Source organism: Streptomyces sp. NPDC107550 (assembly GCF_055639095.1).
Map to the genome: position 1 here is coordinate 1 of NZ_JBVKBC010000018.1, position 18,679 is coordinate 18,679.

The window sequence follows — 18,679 nt, forward strand, 5'->3', positions numbered from 1 at the left end:
GTTCCCCGCGCCCCTTCGGTGCGCACTGCGTGCGCTACCTCTATCGGGGGAGGCTGGGGCGAAGCCCCGCCTCCAGGGGCGCGGGGAACTGCGCGCCAAGCCACGACGAATGTCGAGGTGACCCACCGGGCGGGGCCACCCACTCACCTAGGGGCGCGGGGAACTGCGCGATCAGCCACGACGAATGTCGAGGTGACCCACCGGGCGGGGCCACCCACTTACCTAGGGGCGCGGGGAACTGCGCGATCGGCCACGACGAAAGCCGAGGTCACCCACCGGCGGAGCCACCCGGCTGCCTGACGAACCCCGGGTCAGGAAGGCAGGCCCAGCTCTCGGGCCACGAGCATGCGCTGAACCTCGCTCGTCCCCTCCCCGATCTCCAGAATCTTGGAATCCCGCCACATCCGGGCCACGGGATACTCATTCATGAACCCATAACCCCCGTGGATCTGCGTCGCCTCACGCGCGTTGTCCACGGCGACAGTCGACGAGTACAGCTTCGCCAGCGCCGCCTCCTTCTTGAACGGCTCCCCGGCGACCAGCCGAGACGCCGCGTCCCGCCACGCCAGCCGCGCGGTATACGCCTTCATCTCCATGTCCGCGATCTTGAACTGGATCGCCTGATACCCCCCGATGGCCCGCCCGAACGCCCGCCGTTCCTTCGCGTACTTCACGGACTCGTCCACACAGCCCTGCGCCAGCCCCGTCGCCAGCGCCGAGATCGCCACCCGCCCCTCGTCGAGGATCCGCAGGAACTGGGCGAACCCGCGCCCCTCCTCGCCCAGCAGGTTCGCCGCGGGCACGCGCACGTCGTCGAAGTGCAGCTCCCGCGTGTCCGACGCGTTCCACCCGACCTTGGAGTACGGGGCCGCGACCGTGAATCCGGGCGTCCCCGACGGCACGATGATCGAGGAGATGCGCGGCTTGCCGTCCGCCGTGCGCCCCGTCACCGCCGTCACCGTGACCAGGCCCGTGATGTCCGTACCGGAGTTGGTGATGAAGCACTTCGTGCCGTTGATCACCCAGTCGCCGGTGGCCTCGTCCCGTACGGCCGTCGTGCGCGTGCCGCCCGCGTCCGAGCCCGCCTCCGGCTCCGTCAGGCCGAACGCGCCGAGGATCTCGCCCGAGCACAGCCGCGGCAGCCACTCCCGCTTCTGCTCCTCGGTGCCGAACAGGTGCAGCGGCATCGCGCCGAGCGAGACACCCGCCTCCAGGGTGATGGCGACCGACGAGTCGACGCGGGCCAGCTCCTCCAGGGCGATGCCGAGCGCCAGATAGTCGCCGCCCATGCCCCCGTACTCCTCGGGGAAGGGCAGCCCGAACAGGCCCATGCGGCCCATCTCGCGCACGATCTCGTACGGGAACTCATGCCGCTCGTAGAAGTCGCCGATCTTCGGCGCGACCACGTCGTGCGCGAACTCCTCGACGATGCGCCTCAGTTCCTCGTGCTCGTGGGTGAGGTGGTGGTCCATGGGTGTCTCACTGCTCCTGGTCCTGGGCCTGCGATGACAGGGCGCGAACGGTGCGGGACGGACTCGGCCGGCCCAACTGCGTGGCCATCCACCTGCTCGTGGCGGTGAGACGGCCGAGGTCGACCCCGGTCTCGACGCCGAGCCCGTCGAGCATCCAGACGAGGTCCTCGGTGGCGAGATTGCCGGTGGCGCTCTTGGCGTACGGGCAGCCGCCGAGGCCGCCCGCCGACGCGTCGACGGTGGTGACGCCGTGCCGCAGCGCCGCCAGCGTGTTGGACAGGGCCTGCCCGTACGTGTCGTGGAAGTGCACGCCGATCTCCCCGACCGGCACGCCCTCCTCGACGAGCCGCGTCAGCAGCGCCCCCACATGCCCGGGCGTGGCCACGCCGATCGTGTCGCCGAGGCTCAGCTCGTCGCAGCCCATGTCGCGCAGCGCGCGGGCGACGGAGACGACCTGCGCGAGCGGCACCGCGCCTTCCCACGGGTCGCCGAAGCACATCGACAGATAGCCGCGCACGTGCGCGCCGCTCTCCTTGGCGCGGGCCACGACCGGCGCGAACGCGGCCAGCGACTCGGCCACCGTCCGGTTCAGATTGGCCTTGGCGAAGGACTCCGTGGCGCTTGCGAACACGGCGATGCGGTCCGCGCCGAGCGCGAGCGCCCGGTCCAGGCCCCGCTCGTTCGGTACGAGGACCGGCAGTGCGACGCCCTCCAGGTCGGACAGGAGCGGGAACAGGGCTTCCGCGTCCGCCAGTTGGGGCACCCATTTGGGGTGCACGAAGCTGGTCGCCTCGACCGTGGTCAGGCCCGCGCCCGCAAGGCGGTGCACGAACTCGGCCTTCACCTCGGTCGCCACGGTCGTCTTCTCGTTCTGCAAGCCGTCGCGGGCGCCGACCTCGTGGATGCGCACCCGCGCGGGCAGCTCCGGGTCCGGGAACCTCATGGGCAGGCCGCTCGTCATGCCGTCGCCCCCTCACCGCGCGGAGCCGATTCGGATGCCTGGGAGCCGGACGACCGGGGGCCGGGCGCGCCGGGTCCGGACGCACCCGGGTCCGCCGGGTCGACCACGGCGAGGACCTGGTCCATCGCCACCGTCGTGCCGGGGCTGACGTCCAGCTCCGTGACCACGCCCGCGTGCGGAGCCGTGATCATGTGCTCCATCTTCATCGCCTCGACCACCAACAGGCTCTGGCCCGCCGCCACTTCGTCGCCCACGGCCACCTTCACCACGGTCACCGTGCCGGGCATCGGGGCGGTGAGCGAACCCGCGCCGCCCGCGCCCGCGCCGCTCAGACTCGCCGCCACCGGGTCGTGGTCCTGGACGTGCCACGCGTCGCCGTCGAGGGCCAGCCAGCCGCCCGCCGCCGCCGTGACCCGCGCCGGGGCCGTCGGCTCGCCGTCGACCAGGATCCGCGTACCGCGCACCCGCACCTCGACCGGATCGTGGCCGGGCACCTTCAGTGGGAACACCGCGTCGGCCACCTGCCCGCCCAGCCGCCAGCCGTCCGGCCGCGCGAACGGGTCCACCCACCCCGCGTCCTCGGCCGGCCGCAGCCGCTCATGGCGCAGGGCGCCCGCCGCCGCGTACACCCCGGCCGGCACCTCGGTGGCGACCAGCGCGTCGAGGTCCCGCTCCACGAGCCCGGTGTCCAACTCGCCCGCCACCACCGCCGGATGGGCCAGCAGGCGGCGCAGGAACCCGGCGTTCGTCGGCACGCCCAGCGTCACTGTACGGGCCAGGGCCGCGCGCAGCCGGCGCAGCGCGGTCGCCCGGTCGGGGCCGTACGCGATGACCTTCGCCAGCATCGGGTCGTACAGCGAGGAGACCTCGGTGCCCTCGGTGAGCCCGGAGTCGGTGCGCACACCGTCGCCCTCGGGCTCGCGCAGGGCGAGGACCGTGCCGCCCGAGGGCAGGAAGCCGCGCGCGCCCTCCTTGACGGAGACGGTCTCCGCGCACAGCCGCGCCTCCACGGCGTGCCCGGTGAGCGTGATGTCGTCCTGCGTGAACGGCAGCGGCTCGCCCGCCGCGACCCGCACCTGCCACTCCACGAGGTCGATGCCGGTGATCAGCTCGGTGACCGGGTGCTCGACCTGGAGCCGCGTGTTCATCTCCATGAAGCAGTACGCGGACGGGTCGCCGCCGGGGACGATGAACTCCACGGTGCCCGCGCCCCGGTAGCCGCAGGAGCGGGCCGCCTCGACCGCCGCCGCGCCCATCGCGGCCCGCGTCTCCTCGTCGAGCAGGACGCTCGGCGCCTCCTCGATGACCTTCTGGTGGCGGCGCTGGAGCGAGCACTCGCGCTCGCCCAGATGCACCACGTGGCCGTGGGCGTCGGCGAGGACCTGGATCTCGATGTGCCGGGGGCTGTCGATCCACCGCTCCACCAGCAGCGTGTCGTCGCCGAACGAGGCCCGCGCCTCGCGCCGCGCCGCCGCGATCTCCTCCTCCAGCGTGCTCAGGTCCCGCACCAGGCGCATGCCCTTGCCGCCGCCGCCCGCCGACGGCTTGAGCAGCACGGGCGCGCCCAGCTCCCGGGCCGCCTCGGCGAGCTCGGGGTCGCGGCCGCCGGGGACGACGGGGACGCCCGCCTCCCGGACGGTCTCCTTGGCGCGGATCTTGTCGCCCATCAGGGCGATGGCGTCGGCGGACGGCCCGATGAAGACCAGGCCGGCCGTCTCGCAGGCCCGCGCGAACTCCGCGTTCTCCGCGAGGAAGCCGTAGCCCGGGTGCACCGCCTGGGCGCCCGTGCGGGCCGCCGCCTCCAGGATGCGGTCCACCGCGAGATAGCTCTCGGAGGCGGGCGGCGGCCCGATGCGCACCGCCTCGTCGGCCTCGCGCACATGGCGGGCGTCCGCGTCCGCGTCGCTGTAGACGGCCACCGCGCGGATGCCGAGCGCCCGCAGGGTGCGGATCACGCGGACGGCGATCTCGCCCCGGTTGGCCACGAGGACCGTCTCGAACATGTCTGTGCTGGTCGTGTCTGTGCTGGTCGTGCTCATCTCGTCCCTCCCCTCACATCCGGAAGACGCCGAAGCCGCCGGACTTCTCCGGCAGGGGCGCGTGGGCACAGGCGGTCAGGGCGAGGCCGACGACCTGCCGGGTCTCCATCGGGTCGATCACCCCGTCGTCCCAGAGCCGGGCCGTCGCGTAGTAGGCGCTGCCCTGGGTCTCGTACTGGGCGCGGATCGGCGCCTTGAACGCCGTCTCGTCCTCGTCGGACCACTGCTCGCCGCGCGCCTCGAGCTGGTCGCGCTTGACGGTGGCGAGGACGGACGCGGCCTGCTCGCCGCCCATGACGGAGATCTTGGCGCCGGGCCACATCCACAGGAAGCGGGGGCTGTAGGCCCGGCCGCACATCGAGTAGTTGCCCGCGCCGTAGGAGCCGCCGACGACCACCGTCAGCTTGGGCACGCGGGTGCAGGCGACGGCGGTGACCATCTTGGCGCCGTGCTTGGCGATGCCGCCCGCCTCGTAGTCCTTGCCGACCATGAACCCCGAGATGTTCTGCAGGAACAGCAGGGGGATGCCGCGCTGGTCGCACAGCTCGATGAAGTGGGCGCCCTTCTGCGCGGACTCGGCGAACAGGATGCCGTTGTTGGCGACGATGCCGACCGGGTGGCCGTGCACATGGGCGAAGCCGGTGACCAGCGTCTGCCCGTACTCCGCCTTGAACTCCGCGAACCGGGAACCGTCCACCACGCGCGCGATGACCTCCCGTACGTCGTACGGCGTGCGTGAGTCGACCGGCACCGCCCCGTACAGGCCGGCCGGATCCACCTTCGGCTCGATCGCCGCGCGCACGGACCACGGCAGCGGGCCGCGCTCGGGGAGCGTGGAGACGATGGTGCGCACGATGCGCAGCGCGTGCGCGTCGTCCTCGGCCAGATGGTCGGTGACGCCGGAGATCCGGGAGTGGACCTCGCCGCCGCCCAGCTCCTCCGCCGTGACGACCTCGCCGGTCGCCGCCTTCACCAGCGGGGGGCCGCCGAGGAAGATCGTGCCCTGGTTCCGCACGATCACCGCCTCGTCGCTCATCGCCGGGACGTACGCCCCGCCCGCCGTGCAGGAGCCGAGGACGGCCGCGATCTGCGGGATGCCGGCGCCGGACATCCGCGCCTGGTTGTAGAAGATCCGCCCGAAGTGCTCGCGGTCGGGGAAGACCTCGTCCTGCATCGGCAGGAACGCGCCGCCGGAGTCCACGAGGTAGACGCAGGGCAGTCTGTTCTCCAGCGCGACCTCCTGGGCGCGCAGGTGCTTCTTCACCGTCATCGGGTAGTACGTGCCGCCCTTGACGGTCGCGTCGTTCGCCACGATCACGCAGGTGCGGCCGCTGATCCGGCCGATGCCCGCGATCACCCCCGCGGCGGGCGCCTGGCCGTCGTACATGCCGTCCGCGGCCAGCGGCGCCAGCTCCAGGAACGGCGAGCCCGGGTCGAGCAGCGCGTCCACCCGCTCGCGCGGCAGCAGCTTGCCGCGCGCGGTGTGCCGGGCGCGGGCCTTCTCGCCGCCGCCGAGCCGGGCCGCGGCGAGCTTGGCGCGCAGCTCCTCGCCGAGCGTCCGGTGGGCCGCCTCATTGGCCCGCCAGGCGTCCGACGCGGGGTCTGCCGCGCTCGTCAGCTCCGGTGCCTCGTGCATCCTGCGGTCCCCTCACAGGTTAATGAGCGTTAACCGATCCGCGTTCAGGTTAACGGTCGCTAACCTCGCTGTCTAGAATTGATTTCATGGCCACCAGAACCGACGCGCCGACGCGGCGTGAGCAGATCCTCAAGGAGGCGGCGCGGCTGTTCGCCGAGCGCGGCTTCCATGGCGTGGGGGTCGACGAGATAGGCGCCGCGGTCGGCATCAGCGGCCCCGGCCTGTACCGGCACTTCGCGGGCAAGGACGCGATGCTGGCGGAGCTGCTCGTCGGGATCAGCGGACAGTTGATGACGGGCGCCAAGCGGCGCGTCGCCGAGGACGGGGGCGGCCCCGAGGCGCTGCTCGACTCGCTCATCGAGGGGCACATCGACTTCGCCCTCGACGACCGGGACCTGATCATCCTGCACGACCGTGAGCTGGACCGCCTGCGGGACAGCGACCGCAAGCTCGTACGGCAGTTGCAGCGGCAGTACGTCGAGCTGTGGGTGGAGGCGGTGCGCAAGGTCTACCCGGGGCTCGGGGAGAGCCACGCGCGCGTGGCCGTGCACGCTGTGTTCGGCCTGCTGAACTCCACGCCGCACCTGAGCCGGCCCGGGTCCCTGCCGGGTCGGGCGGCCACCGCCACGATCCTGCACCGGCTGGCCCGGGGCGCGTTCGCCGCGGCGGCCTCCGCGCCGGAGGCGCCGACCGGGTGACCCCGCGCCCGGGGGCGGCCGGTGACCCGCGCCCGCCGGTGACCCGCGCCCGCCGGTGACCCGCGCCCGGGAGGTCGGGGCGGCCCGCGCCCAGGCGTGACCTGTATCTCTGGACGGTGCGGTGACCGGCCGGTAACGTACGTATGAGCAAGCGCTTAGTCGTGCTGCTTTCTGGATGCGCAACCGTCGTAGAGGGAGAGTTCTCCGTGCGCCGTACCGTTTTTGACGAAGACCACGAGGCGTTCCGGGACACCCTGCGCGCCTTCATCGAGGCCGAGGTCGTCCCGCACTACGACGAGTGGTTCCAGCAGGGCATCGTCCCGCGCGAGCTGTACTCCAAGATGGCCGACCTCGGCCTGTTCGGCATCAACGTGCCGGAGGAGTTCGGCGGCGCCGGTCTCGACACCCACAAGTTCGAGGCCATCCAGTACGAGGAGACCGCCCGCGCCGGCGTCTCCTTCGGCGGCTCCGGCGTCCACGTGCTGCTCGCCCTGCCGTACATCAAGATGCTCGCCACCGACGAGCAGAAGAAGCGCTACCTGCCGAAGTTCGTCTCCGGCGAGGAGATGTGGGCGCTCGCCATGACCGAGCCGGGCACCGGCTCCGACCTCGCGGGCATGAAGACCACCGCCAAGCTCTCCGAGGACGGCACGCACTACGTCCTCAACGGCTCCAAGACCTTCATCACCGGCGGCGTCCACGCCGACCGCGTCATCGTCTGCGCCCGCACCGCCGCGCCGACCGCCGATGACCGCCGCCACGGCATCTCCCTGTTCGCCGTCGACACCAAGTCCGAGGGCTACTCCCTCGGCCGCAAGCTCGACAAGCTGGGCCTGCGCACCTCCGACACCGCCGAGCTGGCGTTCGTCGACGTGAAGGTGCCCGCCGAGGACCTGCTCGGCGAGGAGAACAAGGGCTTCTACTACCTCGGCAGCAACCTGCCCTCCGAGCGCTGGGGCATCGCCTACGGCGCGTACGCGCAGGCCAAGGCCGCCGTCCAGTTCGCCAAGCAGTACGTGCAGGACCGCACCGTCTTCGGCAAGCCGGTCGCGTCCTTCCAGAACACCAAGTTCGAGCTGGCCGCCTGCCAGGCCGAGGTGGACGCCGCCGAGGCCGTCGCCGACCGCGCCCTCGAAGCGCTGGACGCCGGTGAGCTGACCGCCGCCGAGGCCGCCTCCGCGAAGCTGTTCTGCACCGAGGTCGCCCACCGCGTCATCGACCGCTGCCTCCAGCTGCACGGCGGCTACGGCTTCATGAACGAGTACCCCATCGCCCGCCTGTACGCGGACAACCGCGTCAACCGCATCTACGGCGGCACCAGCGAGATCATGAAGTCGATCATCGCCAAGAACATGGGCCTGTAACCCGCCGCACATCGCTGCCGGATACAACTGACGCCATGCATCAGGCACTCGATTCCCTCCTCGATCTGCTCGACCTCGAACAGATCGAGGAGGACATCTTCCGCGGCCGGTCCAGGTCCGCCGTCGTCCCGCGCGTCTTCGGCGGCCAGGTCGCCGCGCAGGCGCTGGTCGCGGCGGGCCGCACCGTGCCCGCCGACCGGCTCGCCCACTCGCTGCACGCGTACTTCCTCGTCGCCGGCGACCCGGGCGCGCCCATCGTCTACACCGTGGACCGCATCCGCGACGGCCGCTCCTTCACCACCCGGCGGGTTGTCGCGATCCAGCACGGGCAGCCGATCTTCCACCTCTCCGCGTCCTTCCAGACGTACGAGGAAGGGCTCGACCACCAGGCGGACATGCCGGCCGCGCCCGACCCCGAGACGCTGCCGACCGCCGCCGAGATGCTGCCGCGGTACGCCGGTTCCGTCCTCGCCCCCGAGACCGTCGGGCGGCTCCTCGAAGCGCGCGAGGCGGTCGACCTGCGGTACGTGGACGCGCCGCCGTTCGCCTTCGTGGGCGAGCCGCAGCCGCCGCGCTCGCAGGTCTGGTTCCGCACCAACGGCAAGCTCGCCGACGACCCCCTGCTGCACGTCTGCCTCGCCACGTACGTCTCCGACATGACGCTCCTCGACTCCGTGCTGCTCGCCCACGGGCGCGGCGGCTGGGCCGTCGGCGACGTCGTCGGCGCCTCCCTGGACCACGCCATGTGGTTCCACCGGCCGTTCCGCGCCGACGAGTGGCTGCTGTACGACCAGGAGTCGCCGTCCGCGTCCGGCGGGCGCGGGCTCGGCCAGGCCCGCATCTACACGCAGGACGGCAAGCTGGCGATCAGCGTCATCCAGGAGGGCGTCGTTCGCGTTCCCCGCTGATCGGACATACGGTCCGTTACATGGACGTACGGGTGGACACGGCCGGGCAGCAGGACGAGGAAAGCGGCGGCGAGAGCGTCTTCACGGTGCTCGTCGCCGCCGCGGCCAATCTGGGCATCGCCCTGGCCAAAGCGGTCGCCGGAGTCATCAGCGGCTCCAGCGCGATGCTCTCCGAGGCGGCGCACTCCTTCGCGGACACCGTCACCGAACTGCTGCTGCTCGCCTCACTCAAACGCAGCGCGAAACCCGCCGACGAGGACCACCCCCTCGGCCACGGCGGCGAACGCTACGTCTGGGCGCTCCTCGCCGCCGTCGCCACCTTCGTCGGCGGCGCCGTCTTCTCCCTCTACGACGGCATCCACACCCTCGTCTCCGGCGAGGAACCCGGCGACCCGCTCGTCTCGTACATCGTCCTCGCCGTCGCCTTCGTCCTCGAAGGCTTCTCCCTGCGCACCGCCGTACGCCAGGCCCGCGGCGAGGCAGCCCGCCTGCGCGCCCCCCTGCGTACGTACCTGCGCCGCACGCCCGACACCGCCGTCAAGGCCGTCGTCATGGAGGACAGCGCCGCGCTCGCCGGCCTGCTGCTCGCCGCGGGCGGCGTCATCGGCGGGCACCTCACCGGCTCCGGCGTCTGGGACGGCGCCGCGTCCCTGTGCATCGGCGCGCTGCTGCTGTGGGTGGCGTGGGTGCTCGGCCGCTCCAACGCCGAACTCCTCGTCGGCCGCCCGCTGCCCCGGCCCGTCCGCGCCGAGATCCGCGAACTCCTCATGGGCGTCGAGCACGTCGAGAACGTCCTGGAGCTGACCACCCTCGTCCAGGGCCCCCGCGAGGCCCTCGTCGCCGCCAAGGTCGACTTCCGCGACGCCTCCACGGCCGCCCAGATCGAGTGGGCCTGCGAGGACGCGGCCCGCCGCCTCCAGGACCGCTTCCCCTCGATCCGCCGCGTCTACCTCGACCCCACCCCCGGCTACGCCCAGCGCCGCGAGGAGGGCCTGAACCCGTGGTGACCCGGGGACTTCCGGAGTGACGTGACGGGCGCCCCGTCTCAGGTGTCCAGGAGGTTCGCCGAGGCGAGGAGGTAGGCCGTCATCGGGTCGTAGTGGCGGGGGCTCGTGACGTGGTCGTCCAAGGGGACCGTCACCTGCATCGTGCCCTCCGCCTCGCCGAGGAAGAGGGCGGGGTCGTTGCAGTCCGCGTAGCCGACGGAGTCCAGGCCGCGCTGGGCCGCGCAGCCCGCCCAGCCGTGGTCGGCGACGACGAGGTCGGGCAGGGGGCGGCCCTCGTGCTCCAGCGCGTCGAGGATGCGGGTCATGGGGTCGGGGGAGTGGGTGTGCCACAGGGTCGCCCCGCGCTCCAGCATCGCCACGTCGGCGAACTGGAAGACCATGCCCTCCTCGGTGGCCAGGCCCTCGGGGATCACCACGATCTCGCAGCCCGCCGCGCGCAGCGCCACCGCCGTCGCCCGGTGCACGTCGAGCAGGCCGCCGGGGTGGCCGGTGGCCAGCAGCACCCGCTCGCGGCCCTCGGCCGCCTTGCGCAGCCGGGCCGCCATCCGCTCCAGCGCGGCGACCGTCAGCTCCGGGTCGATGGTGTCCTGGCCGTGGCGGTGGCCGGGGTCGTCGACGACGCCGCAGCGCTCGGCCATCACCGCGAGGACGTCCTGCTCGTCGCTCCAGCGGTCGCCCAGTTCCAGGCCCAGCCAGTAGTGGCGGTCGCCGTTGGCGAGGCGGCGGTAGTGGGAGAGGTTGTTCTCGCGCGGCGTCGCCACGTCCCCGGCGATGCGGGTGCGCACCAGGTGGGCGATCAGGTCGGCGCGGGCGGGCACGGCGCTGGGGATCCCGGGTATCGGCATGGCCCCATTGTGCCCGGGCGCCCCGGCGCGCGGTGATCGGGCGACGCGAGTCGCATCGGGCGGCGAGGGGCGCGTCGGCGGCGAGGGTCACATCGGGCGGCGAGGGTCGCATCGGGTGGCCGGGAGCGCATCGGGCGGCGCGCGTCCTCGTCGGGCGGCGAGCGTCACACGTGCCGCAGGGCGAACCACAGCTCCATGCGTACGTCCGGGTCGTTCAGGTCCGCCTCCAGCAGCTCCGCGCAGCGGGCGACGCGCTGGCGGACGGTGTTGCGGTGCACGTTCAGGGCGAGCGCGGTGCCCTCCCAGCTCCCGTGCAGCGACAGCCAGGCGCGCAGCGTCGCCACGAGCTGGGGGTGCCCGTCGAGCGCGGCGAGCGTCGGCACGGGCGCGTCGTCGGGCCGGTGCCGGACCACCGCCGTGCGGGTGGCGCGGGCGCGGGCCAGGGCGCGGGCCGCCTGCGCGTCGGCGAGCGGCAGTTCGGCGGGCCCGGCCGGCGCGCTGATGCCGAGCGCGCACCCGTCGTACGGGGGGATGTCCTGGTCGGCCGGGAACAGCGCCCGCCTCACCGTGTCGGGCGCCGGCGCGCTCAGTGGCGTACCGAGCGCGGGCGCCGGGGTCGCCGGGTGGACCGGGCGGGCGTGGACGACGCGCCAGCGGCCGGTGCCCAGCAGGGCCCTCGCCGTCTGCGCGCGGTCGGCGCCGAGGAGCAGGTCGACGAGGGCCGCCGCCCGCTGCGTGTCGTCGGCCGAGCGGTGCGCCCCGGCGAGCAGCGACAGCAGGACGACGGCCGCGCCCGCGATGGTGTGGTCGCCGGCAGTGCGGGCCGGGGTGGCGAGCCCGAGTGCGCCGCCCGTGCTCAGCGCGTACGCCGAAAGGTGCAGGTCACCGGCGGTGTCGGCGGCCGACGACGGGGTGGGCAGCAGGCGGCTTGTGCCGGGCCGTACGACCTGGGTGAGCGCGGTCAGGGCGCTCGCCGCCGGGCCCGGCGGGGGCGGTCCCACCGCGTCGATCTCGGTGCCGTCCGCGTCGACGACGACGGCGAACCCGCTGGTGCGCTGCGCGAGTTGGCGCAGCACCGCCCGCACGGGCCCTGGCCTGGCCGCCGCCGACGCGAGCGCCTGCTGCGCCTCGGTGACCCGGCGCAGCTCCGCGTGGCGGGCCTGCGCCATCAGCTCCCACACGGCCCGCGCGATCGCCGTGAACGGCGTCGGCGGCGGCACCTCCACCAGCGGCAGCCCCTGCCGGTCGCAGGCCGCGACCAGCGCCCGCGGCACGCTCGCGTGCACCGGCGCCACCCCGAACCCGAGCGCGGCGGCCCCGGCCTGGCGGACATGCCGTACGTACGTGTCGAAGGACGTGCCCGCGTCGAAGGCCGCCTCGCTCGCCTGCACGCCCACGATGAGCAGCAGCTCCCCGCCGAGCAGATAGGGGCGCGGGTCGGGCAGCTCCGAGGTGTGCGCCCCGTACACCCGTACGTCACCCGCGTCGGGGCCCGCGATCTGGCGCAGGCCGAGGTCGGCGCGGGCGAGCAGCCCGGCGAGCGGCACGCCCGGCGTGGGCGGCACCCCCGGGGCCGGCGAGGCTGGCATGGATGATTCCTCCACTCGCTTCATGAAGAGTGGAGGAAACTTACACTTCTGTGTTGCTTTTCGGCCACTTAGATTCGTCAGGACATGACCGGCGGGCGCGGGTACGGGCGGATGTCCCCGTCGCCGAAGGTCCCCCTCTCGGGGCCTTGCGAGCCGGATCCACCCCGCACGACACGCCACCGAGGTGTGCAAAGGAGGTCGTCCATGGCCGTCGACTACATCGTGATCGTCGCCTATCTGGCCGGCATGCTGGCCATGGGCTGGTGGGGCATGCGCCGCGCCAAGTCCAAGAGCGACTTCCTGGTCGCGGGCCGCAGGCTCGGCCCCGCCATGTACTCCGGCACGATGGCCGCCATCGTCCTCGGCGGCGCGTCCACCATCGGCGGCGTCGGCCTCGGCTACCAGTACGGCCTGTCGGGCGCCTGGATGGTGTTCACCATCGGCCTCGGCATCCTCGCCCTGTCGCTGTTCTTCTCCGCGCGCATCGCCCGGCTGAAGGTCTACACCGTCTCCGAGATGCTGGACCTGCGCTACGGGGGCCGCGCCGGGATCATCTCCGGCATCGTCATGTGGGCGTACACGCTGATGCTGGCGGTCACCTCCACCATCGCGTACGCCACCATCTTCGACGTCCTCTTCGACGTGCCCCGCACGCTCGCCATCGTCATCGGCGGCGCCATCGTCGTCGCGTACTCGACGCTCGGCGGCATGTGGTCCATCACCATCACCGACATGGTCCAGTTCGTCGTCAAGACCATCGGCGTGCTGCTGATCCTGCTGCCCGTGGCCGTCGTCAAGGCCGGCGGCTTCAGCGCGATGAAGGCCAAGCTGCCCACCTCGTACTTCGACCCGCTGGGCATCGGCGGCGAGACGATCTTCACGTACGTCCTCATCTACACGTTCGGCATGCTCATCGGCCAGGACATCTGGCAGCGCGTGTTCACCGCCCGCACCGACAAGGTCGCCCGCTGGGGCGGCACCGTCTCCGGCGTGTACTGCCTGCTGTACGCGATCGGCGGCGCCGTCATCGGCACGGCCGCCAAGGTCATGTACCCGACCGGGCTCGGCACCGCCGACGAGGCGTTCGCCCGCATCGTCAAGGACGAGCTGCCCGTCGGCGTACGCGGACTCGTCCTCGCCGCCGCCCTCGCCGCCGTCATGTCCACCTCGTCCGGCGCCCTGATCGCCTGCGCCACCGTCGCCAACAACGACATCTGGAAGCGGCTGCGCGGCATCCGCGCCGACAGCGGCGACGGCCACGACGAGGTCAAGGGCAACCGCCTGTTCATCCTCGTCATGGGCGCCGCCACCATCGTCACCGCCATCGCCCTGAACAACGTCGTCGAGGCGCTGACCGTCGCCTACAACCTGCTCGTCGGCGGACTCCTCGTACCGATCCTCGGCGGCCTGCTGTGGAAGCGCGGCACCGCCGCCGGGGCGCTCGCCTCCGTCTGCGTCGGCGGCGTCGCCGTCATCGGCCTGATGGCCCACTACGGCATCCTCGCCAACGAGCCCGTCTACTACGGCCTCAGCGCCTCCCTCGTCACCTACCTCGTCGTCTCCCTGGCCACGAAGCCCACCGACGCCGCCGTCCTCGCCCACTGGCGCGACCGGCTCGCGGGCCGCGGCGGCGACGTCCCCGAGACGGCGCCCGTCGCCGTCCCCCAGTAACCCCCCACCCACCGTCGGCCCGGCCGACCCGTCGAAAGAAGGCATGCGCGCCATGAACAGCAACGAGACGCCCCGCGTACCCAACGGCCCCTCCGGCGCCGTCGGCCCGGTCGACTCCTCCCGCATCCCGCGCTACGCGGGCCCGGCCACGTTCGCCCGCCTGCCCCGCATCGACGAGGTCGCCGCCGCCGAGGTCGCCGTCGTCGGCGTCCCCTTCGACACCGGCGTCTCCTACCGGCCCGGCGCCCGCTTCGGCGGCAACGCCATCCGCGAGGCCAGCCGCCTGCTGCGCCCCTACAACCCGGCGCAGGACAGCTCGCCCTTCTCCCTCGCGCAGGTCGTCGACGCCGGTGACATCGCGGCCAACCCCTTCAACATCAACGAGGCCGTCGACACCATCGAGGCCGCCGCCGACGACCTGCTCGGCTCCGGCGCCCGCATGATGACCCTCGGCGGCGACCACACCATCGCGCTGCCGCTGCTGCGCTCGGTCGCCAAGAAGCACGGGCCGGTCGCGCTGCTCCACTTCGACGCGCACCTCGACACGTGGGACACGTACTTCGGCGCCGAGTACACGCACGGCACGCCGTTCCGCCGCGCCGTCGAGGAGGGCATCCTCGACACCTCCGCGCTCTCCCACGTCGGTACGCGGGGTCCGCTGTACGGCAAGTCCGACCTCACCGACGACGAGAAGCTCGGCTTCGGCATCGTGACCTCGGCGGACGTCTACCGGCGCGGCGCCGACGAGGTCGCCGACCAGCTCCGCCAGCGCATCGGCGACCGCCCGCTGTACATCTCCATCGACATCGACTGCCTCGACCCGGCCCACGCGCCCGGTACGGGGACGCCGGAGGCGGGCGGCATGACCTCCCGCGAGCTGCTGGAGATCCTGCGCGGGCTCGCCTCCTGCAACCTCGTGTCGGCGGACGTGGTGGAGGTCGCGCCAGCGTACGACCACGCCGAGATCACGGCGGTGGCCGCGTCGCACACGGCGTACGAACTGACGACGATCATGTCCCGCCAGATCGCTTCCGCTCGGGGCGAGTGACACTGGGGGCGGTTGCCCTGGCGGGCGGCGCCTCCGCCGTAGGGCTCCCGTACGTCTCGCACCGCGGGCCCGTCGTGGCTGGTCGCGCAGTTCCCCGCGCCCCTCACGGGGCTGCCCCCTAGGGTGGTTCTTTCGTCTCACGGTCGCGTCGTGGCTGGTCGCGCAGTTCCCCGCGCCCCTGGAGGGGCGACTGCGTCGCCACCTCCTCCCCTGGGGAAGCTGCACGGAGTGCATGCTTCAGGGGCGCGGGGAACTGCGCGACCTCAGCTACAAGCAGCCTCCGCCGGAGAACTCGCACAACAACCCACCCCGAGCACACCGAACCCCCCGCGGAGGCGGACCCGTATGACTCACGACCACGACCTGGACCTCACGCCCACCCCGGCGCAGACGGAGGCCGCCCTGAACCCGCCCCCGGGCCGCACCGGCGGCGACCTCGTCGTGGAGACGCTGCAAGGACTCGGCGCGTCCACCGTGTTCGGCCTCCCCGGCCAGCACGCCCTCGGCATGTTCGACGCCCTGCGCCGCTCCGACCTGCGCTACGTCGGACTCCGCGTGGAGAACAACGCCGGGTTCGCCGCGGACGCGTACGGCCGCGTCACCGGCGAGGTCGCCCCGCTGCTGCTGTCCACGGGCCCCGGCGCCCTCATGTCGCTCGCCGCGCTCCAGGAGGCCGCCGCCGCCTCCGCCCCGGTGCTCGCCATCGGCAGCCAGGTCCCGGCCGCGGGCCTCGGCGGCGGCCGCCACGGCTATCTGCACGAGCTGCGTGACCAGCAGGCGTCCTTCCGCGACATCGTGAAGTCCGTCCACACCGTCCGTACGCAGTCCCAGATCCCGTCCGCGATCGCCGCCGCCTGGGAGTCCGCGCTGACCGCCCCGCACGGGCCGGTGTGGGTGGAGATCCCGCAGGACGTACTGCTCGCCCCCGCCGCGCTGCCCGTCGTCACCGCGATGGACGCGACCCCCCGCGACCTCGTGCCGCGCCCCGAGCTGACCGCGCTCGCCGCCGATCTCCTGGCCCGCGCCGAGCGCCCGGCGATCATCGCGGGCGGCGGTGTCGTACGCGCCGACGCGGCGGGCAAGCTGCTCGCGCTCGCCGAACGGATCGACGCGCCCGTCGTCACCACCTTCGGCGGCAAGGGCGCCTTCCCCTGGGAGCACCCGCTGTCGCTCCGGTCGTGGCTGGAGGACCGCCACACCACCGACTTCCTGGAGGACGCGGACGTCCTGCTCGTCGTCGGCTCCGGACTCGGCGAACTCTCCTCGAACTACCACACGTTCGCCCCGCGCGGCCGCGTCATCCAGATCGAGGCCGACGCCGGCAAGCTGGAGTCCAACCACCCCGCGCTCGGCATCCACGCCGACGCCCGCCTCGCCCTCCAGGCGCTGGCCGAGACGGTCCCCGAGCGCACTCACGCCGACGCGCCCGCCCGGGTGGCCGAGGTTCTCAAGGCCGTACGCGACCGCATCGACGCGCAGGACCTCACCCTGGAGCAGCAGGTCCTCGCCTCGGTCCGCGACGCGCTCCCCGCCGGGTCGCCGTCCTTCTGGGACATGACGATCCTCGCGTACTGGGCCTGGTCGGCGTGGCCCGGCGCGATGCACTCCGCGCAGGGCGCCGGCGGCCTCGGCTACGGCTTCCCCGCCGCCCTCGGCGCGGCCGTCGCCGACCCCACGACCCCGGTCCTCGCGGTCTCCGGCGACGGCGGCGCGCTGTACTCCATCGCGGAGCTGGCCACCGCCCGCCAGCACGACCTGGACGTCACCTGGCTCATCGTCGACGACGGCGGCTATGGCATCCTGCGCGAGTACATGACCGACGCGTTCGGCGAGGCCACCGCCACCGAACTGGCCCGCCCGGACTACGTGGCGCTCGCCGAGTCCTTCGGCGTCCCCGCCGTCCGTACGAGCCCCGAGGCGCTCCGCGACGACCTGGCGAAGGCGCTGGCCGCGCCGGGCCCGCGCGTGGTGGTGCTCCCGGCGCTGCTGCGCATGTTCGCCCCGACGCACCTGGGATGAGTGAGGACTCTCTGATGACGACGACCGTGGCCTGCGCCCAACTCGCCCTGCGCGTAGGGGAGGTGGCGGCCAACCTCGCCGCCGCCGAGGAGGCGATCGAGGCCGCCGCGGACGGGGGCGCCCGCGTCGTCGTCCTGCCCGAACTCGCCAACAGCGGTTACGTCTTCGACTCCCGCGAGGAGGCCCGCGCCCTCGCCGAGCCCGCCGACGGCCCGACGGTCACCGCGTGGGCCGCCGCCGCCCGCCGCCACGGGGTGACGCTGGTGGCGGGCCTCGCCGAGCTCGACGCGTCGGACCAGGTCCGCAACTCCGCCGTCGTCATCGACCCCGCCGGCGAGGTCCGCGCCGTCTACCGCAAGGTCCATCTCTTCGGCACGGAGAAGGAGTTCTTCGTCCCCGGCGACGAACGCCCCCCGGTGGTCGACATCGCCGGGGTCGGCCGCGTCGGCGTCATGGTCTGCTACGACCTGGAGTTCCCGGAGTGGGTCCGCCTCGCCGCGCTGGCCGGTACGCAACTGCTGTGCGCGCCGGTCAACTGGCCGCTGTTCCCCCGCCCCGAGGGCGAACGCCCCGGCGAGGCGGTCCGCGTCCAGGCCGACGCCGCCGTCAACCGCATGTACGTCGCCGCCTGCGACCGCGCGGGCGAGGAGCGCGGGGTGAGCTGGACGGGCGGCTCGATCATCACGGACCCCGACGGCTTCCCCCTGGCCGGCCACGCCCCCACCGACGGCCCCGCCCTCCTCCTGGCCCCCTGCGACCTGACCGAGGCCACGGACAAACGCCTGGGCCCCCACAACAACGTCTTCACCGACCGCCGCCCCGACCTCTACGGCACCTGACCCCGACCCCACCCTCCCGGGCCGGGCGCACGGGATCGTCACTCATACGGACTGCTCCCGCGCCCAGGAGTCGGAGGTGGTCACCACCGGGTCGGCGACGGAGTCCGCGCCGCAGACGTACAGGAGCCGGCGCAGCTCCTCCCAGGGGAAGAACGGCTCCCCCCACGTGTCCAGCCACAACCGCAGCCGCCCACTGTCGTCGGCGGAACGCGTCAGGTCCCAGAACTCCCAGCCCCTGGCCTCCAGTTCGGGATCGAAGCGGGAAAGCCAGTCCTGGATCCCCCAGGGCCCGTCGGAGGCGAACCGCTCGGCGGCGCCCTCGCCCTCGCAGACCCGGAGGAACCAGTCAGGAAGGGTGTCCACGCACACGTCGTCCGCGTCGAAGCCCTCGTGCGCGGCAAGGGCGAACACCGCCGCGAAGACCGCGCGCAGCCGCCCGGCGTACGCCTCGGGATCGCCGTCCGGAGTCACCACGATGTGGACGAGGACAGGCGTACCAGGCTCCTGTCCGGGCCGCCGGAAAACCCGACCAAGCTCCCTCTCCACACCAGCGATCCCGTGCAGCACATTCCCTGCTTACAGT

The 18,679-nt window shown here is 73.0% G+C and carries 15 protein-coding genes; 8 read left to right on the top strand and 7 right to left on the bottom strand.

The annotated features are described in order from the left end of the window. Positions 1-311: 311 nt before the first annotated feature. From ACZ7LY_RS22645 to ACZ7LY_RS22660, 4 genes are read right to left on the bottom strand one after another with little or no spacing between them, the layout of a single operon-like run. The gene (locus ACZ7LY_RS22645) at positions 312-1,472 is read right to left on the bottom strand and encodes an acyl-CoA dehydrogenase family protein (RefSeq protein ID WP_471626471.1); all 1,161 of its coding nucleotides are present in this window, start codon (positions 1,470-1,472) and stop codon (positions 312-314) included. 7 nt (positions 1,473-1,479) lie between these two features. Beyond that, positions 1,480-2,433, bottom strand: a complete 954-nt coding sequence (locus ACZ7LY_RS22650; protein ID WP_471626472.1) for a hydroxymethylglutaryl-CoA lyase — start codon at positions 2,431-2,433, stop codon at positions 1,480-1,482. Further along, positions 2,430-4,436 (bottom strand): acetyl/propionyl/methylcrotonyl-CoA carboxylase subunit alpha, encoded by a 2,007-nt coding sequence (locus ACZ7LY_RS22655; RefSeq protein WP_471626577.1) that lies wholly within the window; start codon positions 4,434-4,436, stop codon positions 2,430-2,432. The genes ACZ7LY_RS22650 and ACZ7LY_RS22655 overlap by 4 nt, the downstream gene beginning before the upstream one ends. 49 nt (positions 4,437-4,485) lie before the next feature. After that, on the bottom strand, positions 4,486-6,108 hold the full coding sequence (locus ACZ7LY_RS22660) for a carboxyl transferase domain-containing protein (protein ID WP_471626473.1): 1,623 nt from the start codon (positions 6,106-6,108) through the stop codon (positions 4,486-4,488). A gap of 86 nt (positions 6,109-6,194) precedes the next feature. Between ACZ7LY_RS22660 and ACZ7LY_RS22665 the strand changes: the two genes are divergently transcribed. From ACZ7LY_RS22665 to ACZ7LY_RS22680, 4 genes are all read left to right on the top strand, one after another. Beyond that, the gene (locus tag ACZ7LY_RS22665; protein ID WP_471626474.1) at positions 6,195-6,806 is read left to right on the top strand and encodes an SACE_7040 family transcriptional regulator; all 612 of its coding nucleotides are present in this window, start codon (positions 6,195-6,197) and stop codon (positions 6,804-6,806) included. A 206-nt stretch (positions 6,807-7,012) separates the two neighbouring features. Next, the gene (locus tag ACZ7LY_RS22670) at positions 7,013-8,170 is read left to right on the top strand and encodes an acyl-CoA dehydrogenase family protein (protein WP_471626475.1); all 1,158 of its coding nucleotides are present in this window, start codon (positions 7,013-7,015) and stop codon (positions 8,168-8,170) included. A gap of 35 nt (positions 8,171-8,205) precedes the next feature. After that, complete coding sequence (gene tesB, locus ACZ7LY_RS22675; protein WP_471626476.1) at positions 8,206-9,078, top strand: acyl-CoA thioesterase II; 873 nt, start codon at positions 8,206-8,208, stop codon at positions 9,076-9,078. Between the two features lie 20 nt (positions 9,079-9,098). Next, positions 9,099-10,085: a cation diffusion facilitator family transporter gene (locus ACZ7LY_RS22680; protein ID WP_471626477.1), complete on the top strand. Its 987-nt coding sequence runs from the start codon at positions 9,099-9,101 to the stop codon at positions 10,083-10,085. A gap of 38 nt (positions 10,086-10,123) precedes the next feature. Here the strand turns inward: ACZ7LY_RS22680 and ACZ7LY_RS22685 are convergent, their stop codons facing one another. Together ACZ7LY_RS22685 and ACZ7LY_RS22690 are read right to left on the bottom strand one after the other, a co-directional pair. Then, the gene (locus ACZ7LY_RS22685; protein ID WP_471626478.1) at positions 10,124-10,930 is read right to left on the bottom strand and encodes a phosphatase; all 807 of its coding nucleotides are present in this window, start codon (positions 10,928-10,930) and stop codon (positions 10,124-10,126) included. Positions 10,931-11,094: 164 nt separating this feature from the next. After that, positions 11,095-12,519, bottom strand: a complete 1,425-nt coding sequence (locus tag ACZ7LY_RS22690; RefSeq protein WP_471626479.1) for a PucR family transcriptional regulator — start codon at positions 12,517-12,519, stop codon at positions 11,095-11,097. A gap of 204 nt (positions 12,520-12,723) precedes the next feature. On the opposite strand from ACZ7LY_RS22690, the gene ACZ7LY_RS22695 reads away from it, so the two are divergent. The 4 genes from ACZ7LY_RS22695 to ACZ7LY_RS22710 all read left to right on the top strand — a co-directional run bounded on the left by ACZ7LY_RS22695 (position 12,724) and on the right by ACZ7LY_RS22710 (position 18,096). Next, positions 12,724-14,190, top strand: a complete 1,467-nt coding sequence (locus ACZ7LY_RS22695) for a sodium:solute symporter family protein (protein ID WP_471626480.1) — start codon at positions 12,724-12,726, stop codon at positions 14,188-14,190. Positions 14,191-14,242: 52 nt separating this feature from the next. Next, positions 14,243-15,238 carry an agmatinase gene (gene speB, locus ACZ7LY_RS22700; RefSeq protein ID WP_471626481.1) on the top strand — a complete coding sequence of 332 codons (996 nt, stop codon included), beginning with the start codon at positions 14,243-14,245 and terminating at the stop codon, positions 15,236-15,238. 345 nt (positions 15,239-15,583) lie between these two features. Then, positions 15,584-17,257, top strand: a complete 1,674-nt coding sequence (locus ACZ7LY_RS22705; RefSeq protein WP_471626482.1) for a thiamine pyrophosphate-binding protein — start codon at positions 15,584-15,586, stop codon at positions 17,255-17,257. Between the two features lie 14 nt (positions 17,258-17,271). After that, complete coding sequence (locus ACZ7LY_RS22710) at positions 17,272-18,096, top strand: nitrilase-related carbon-nitrogen hydrolase (protein ID WP_471626483.1); 825 nt, start codon at positions 17,272-17,274, stop codon at positions 18,094-18,096. A gap of 42 nt (positions 18,097-18,138) precedes the next feature. On the opposite strand, the gene ACZ7LY_RS22715 is transcribed toward ACZ7LY_RS22710, so the two are convergent. Further along, a complete protein-coding gene (locus ACZ7LY_RS22715; protein ID WP_471626484.1) occupies positions 18,139-18,570 on the bottom strand; it encodes a hypothetical protein in 432 nt (143 codons plus the stop codon). Between the last annotated feature and the right edge of the window lie 109 nt (positions 18,571-18,679).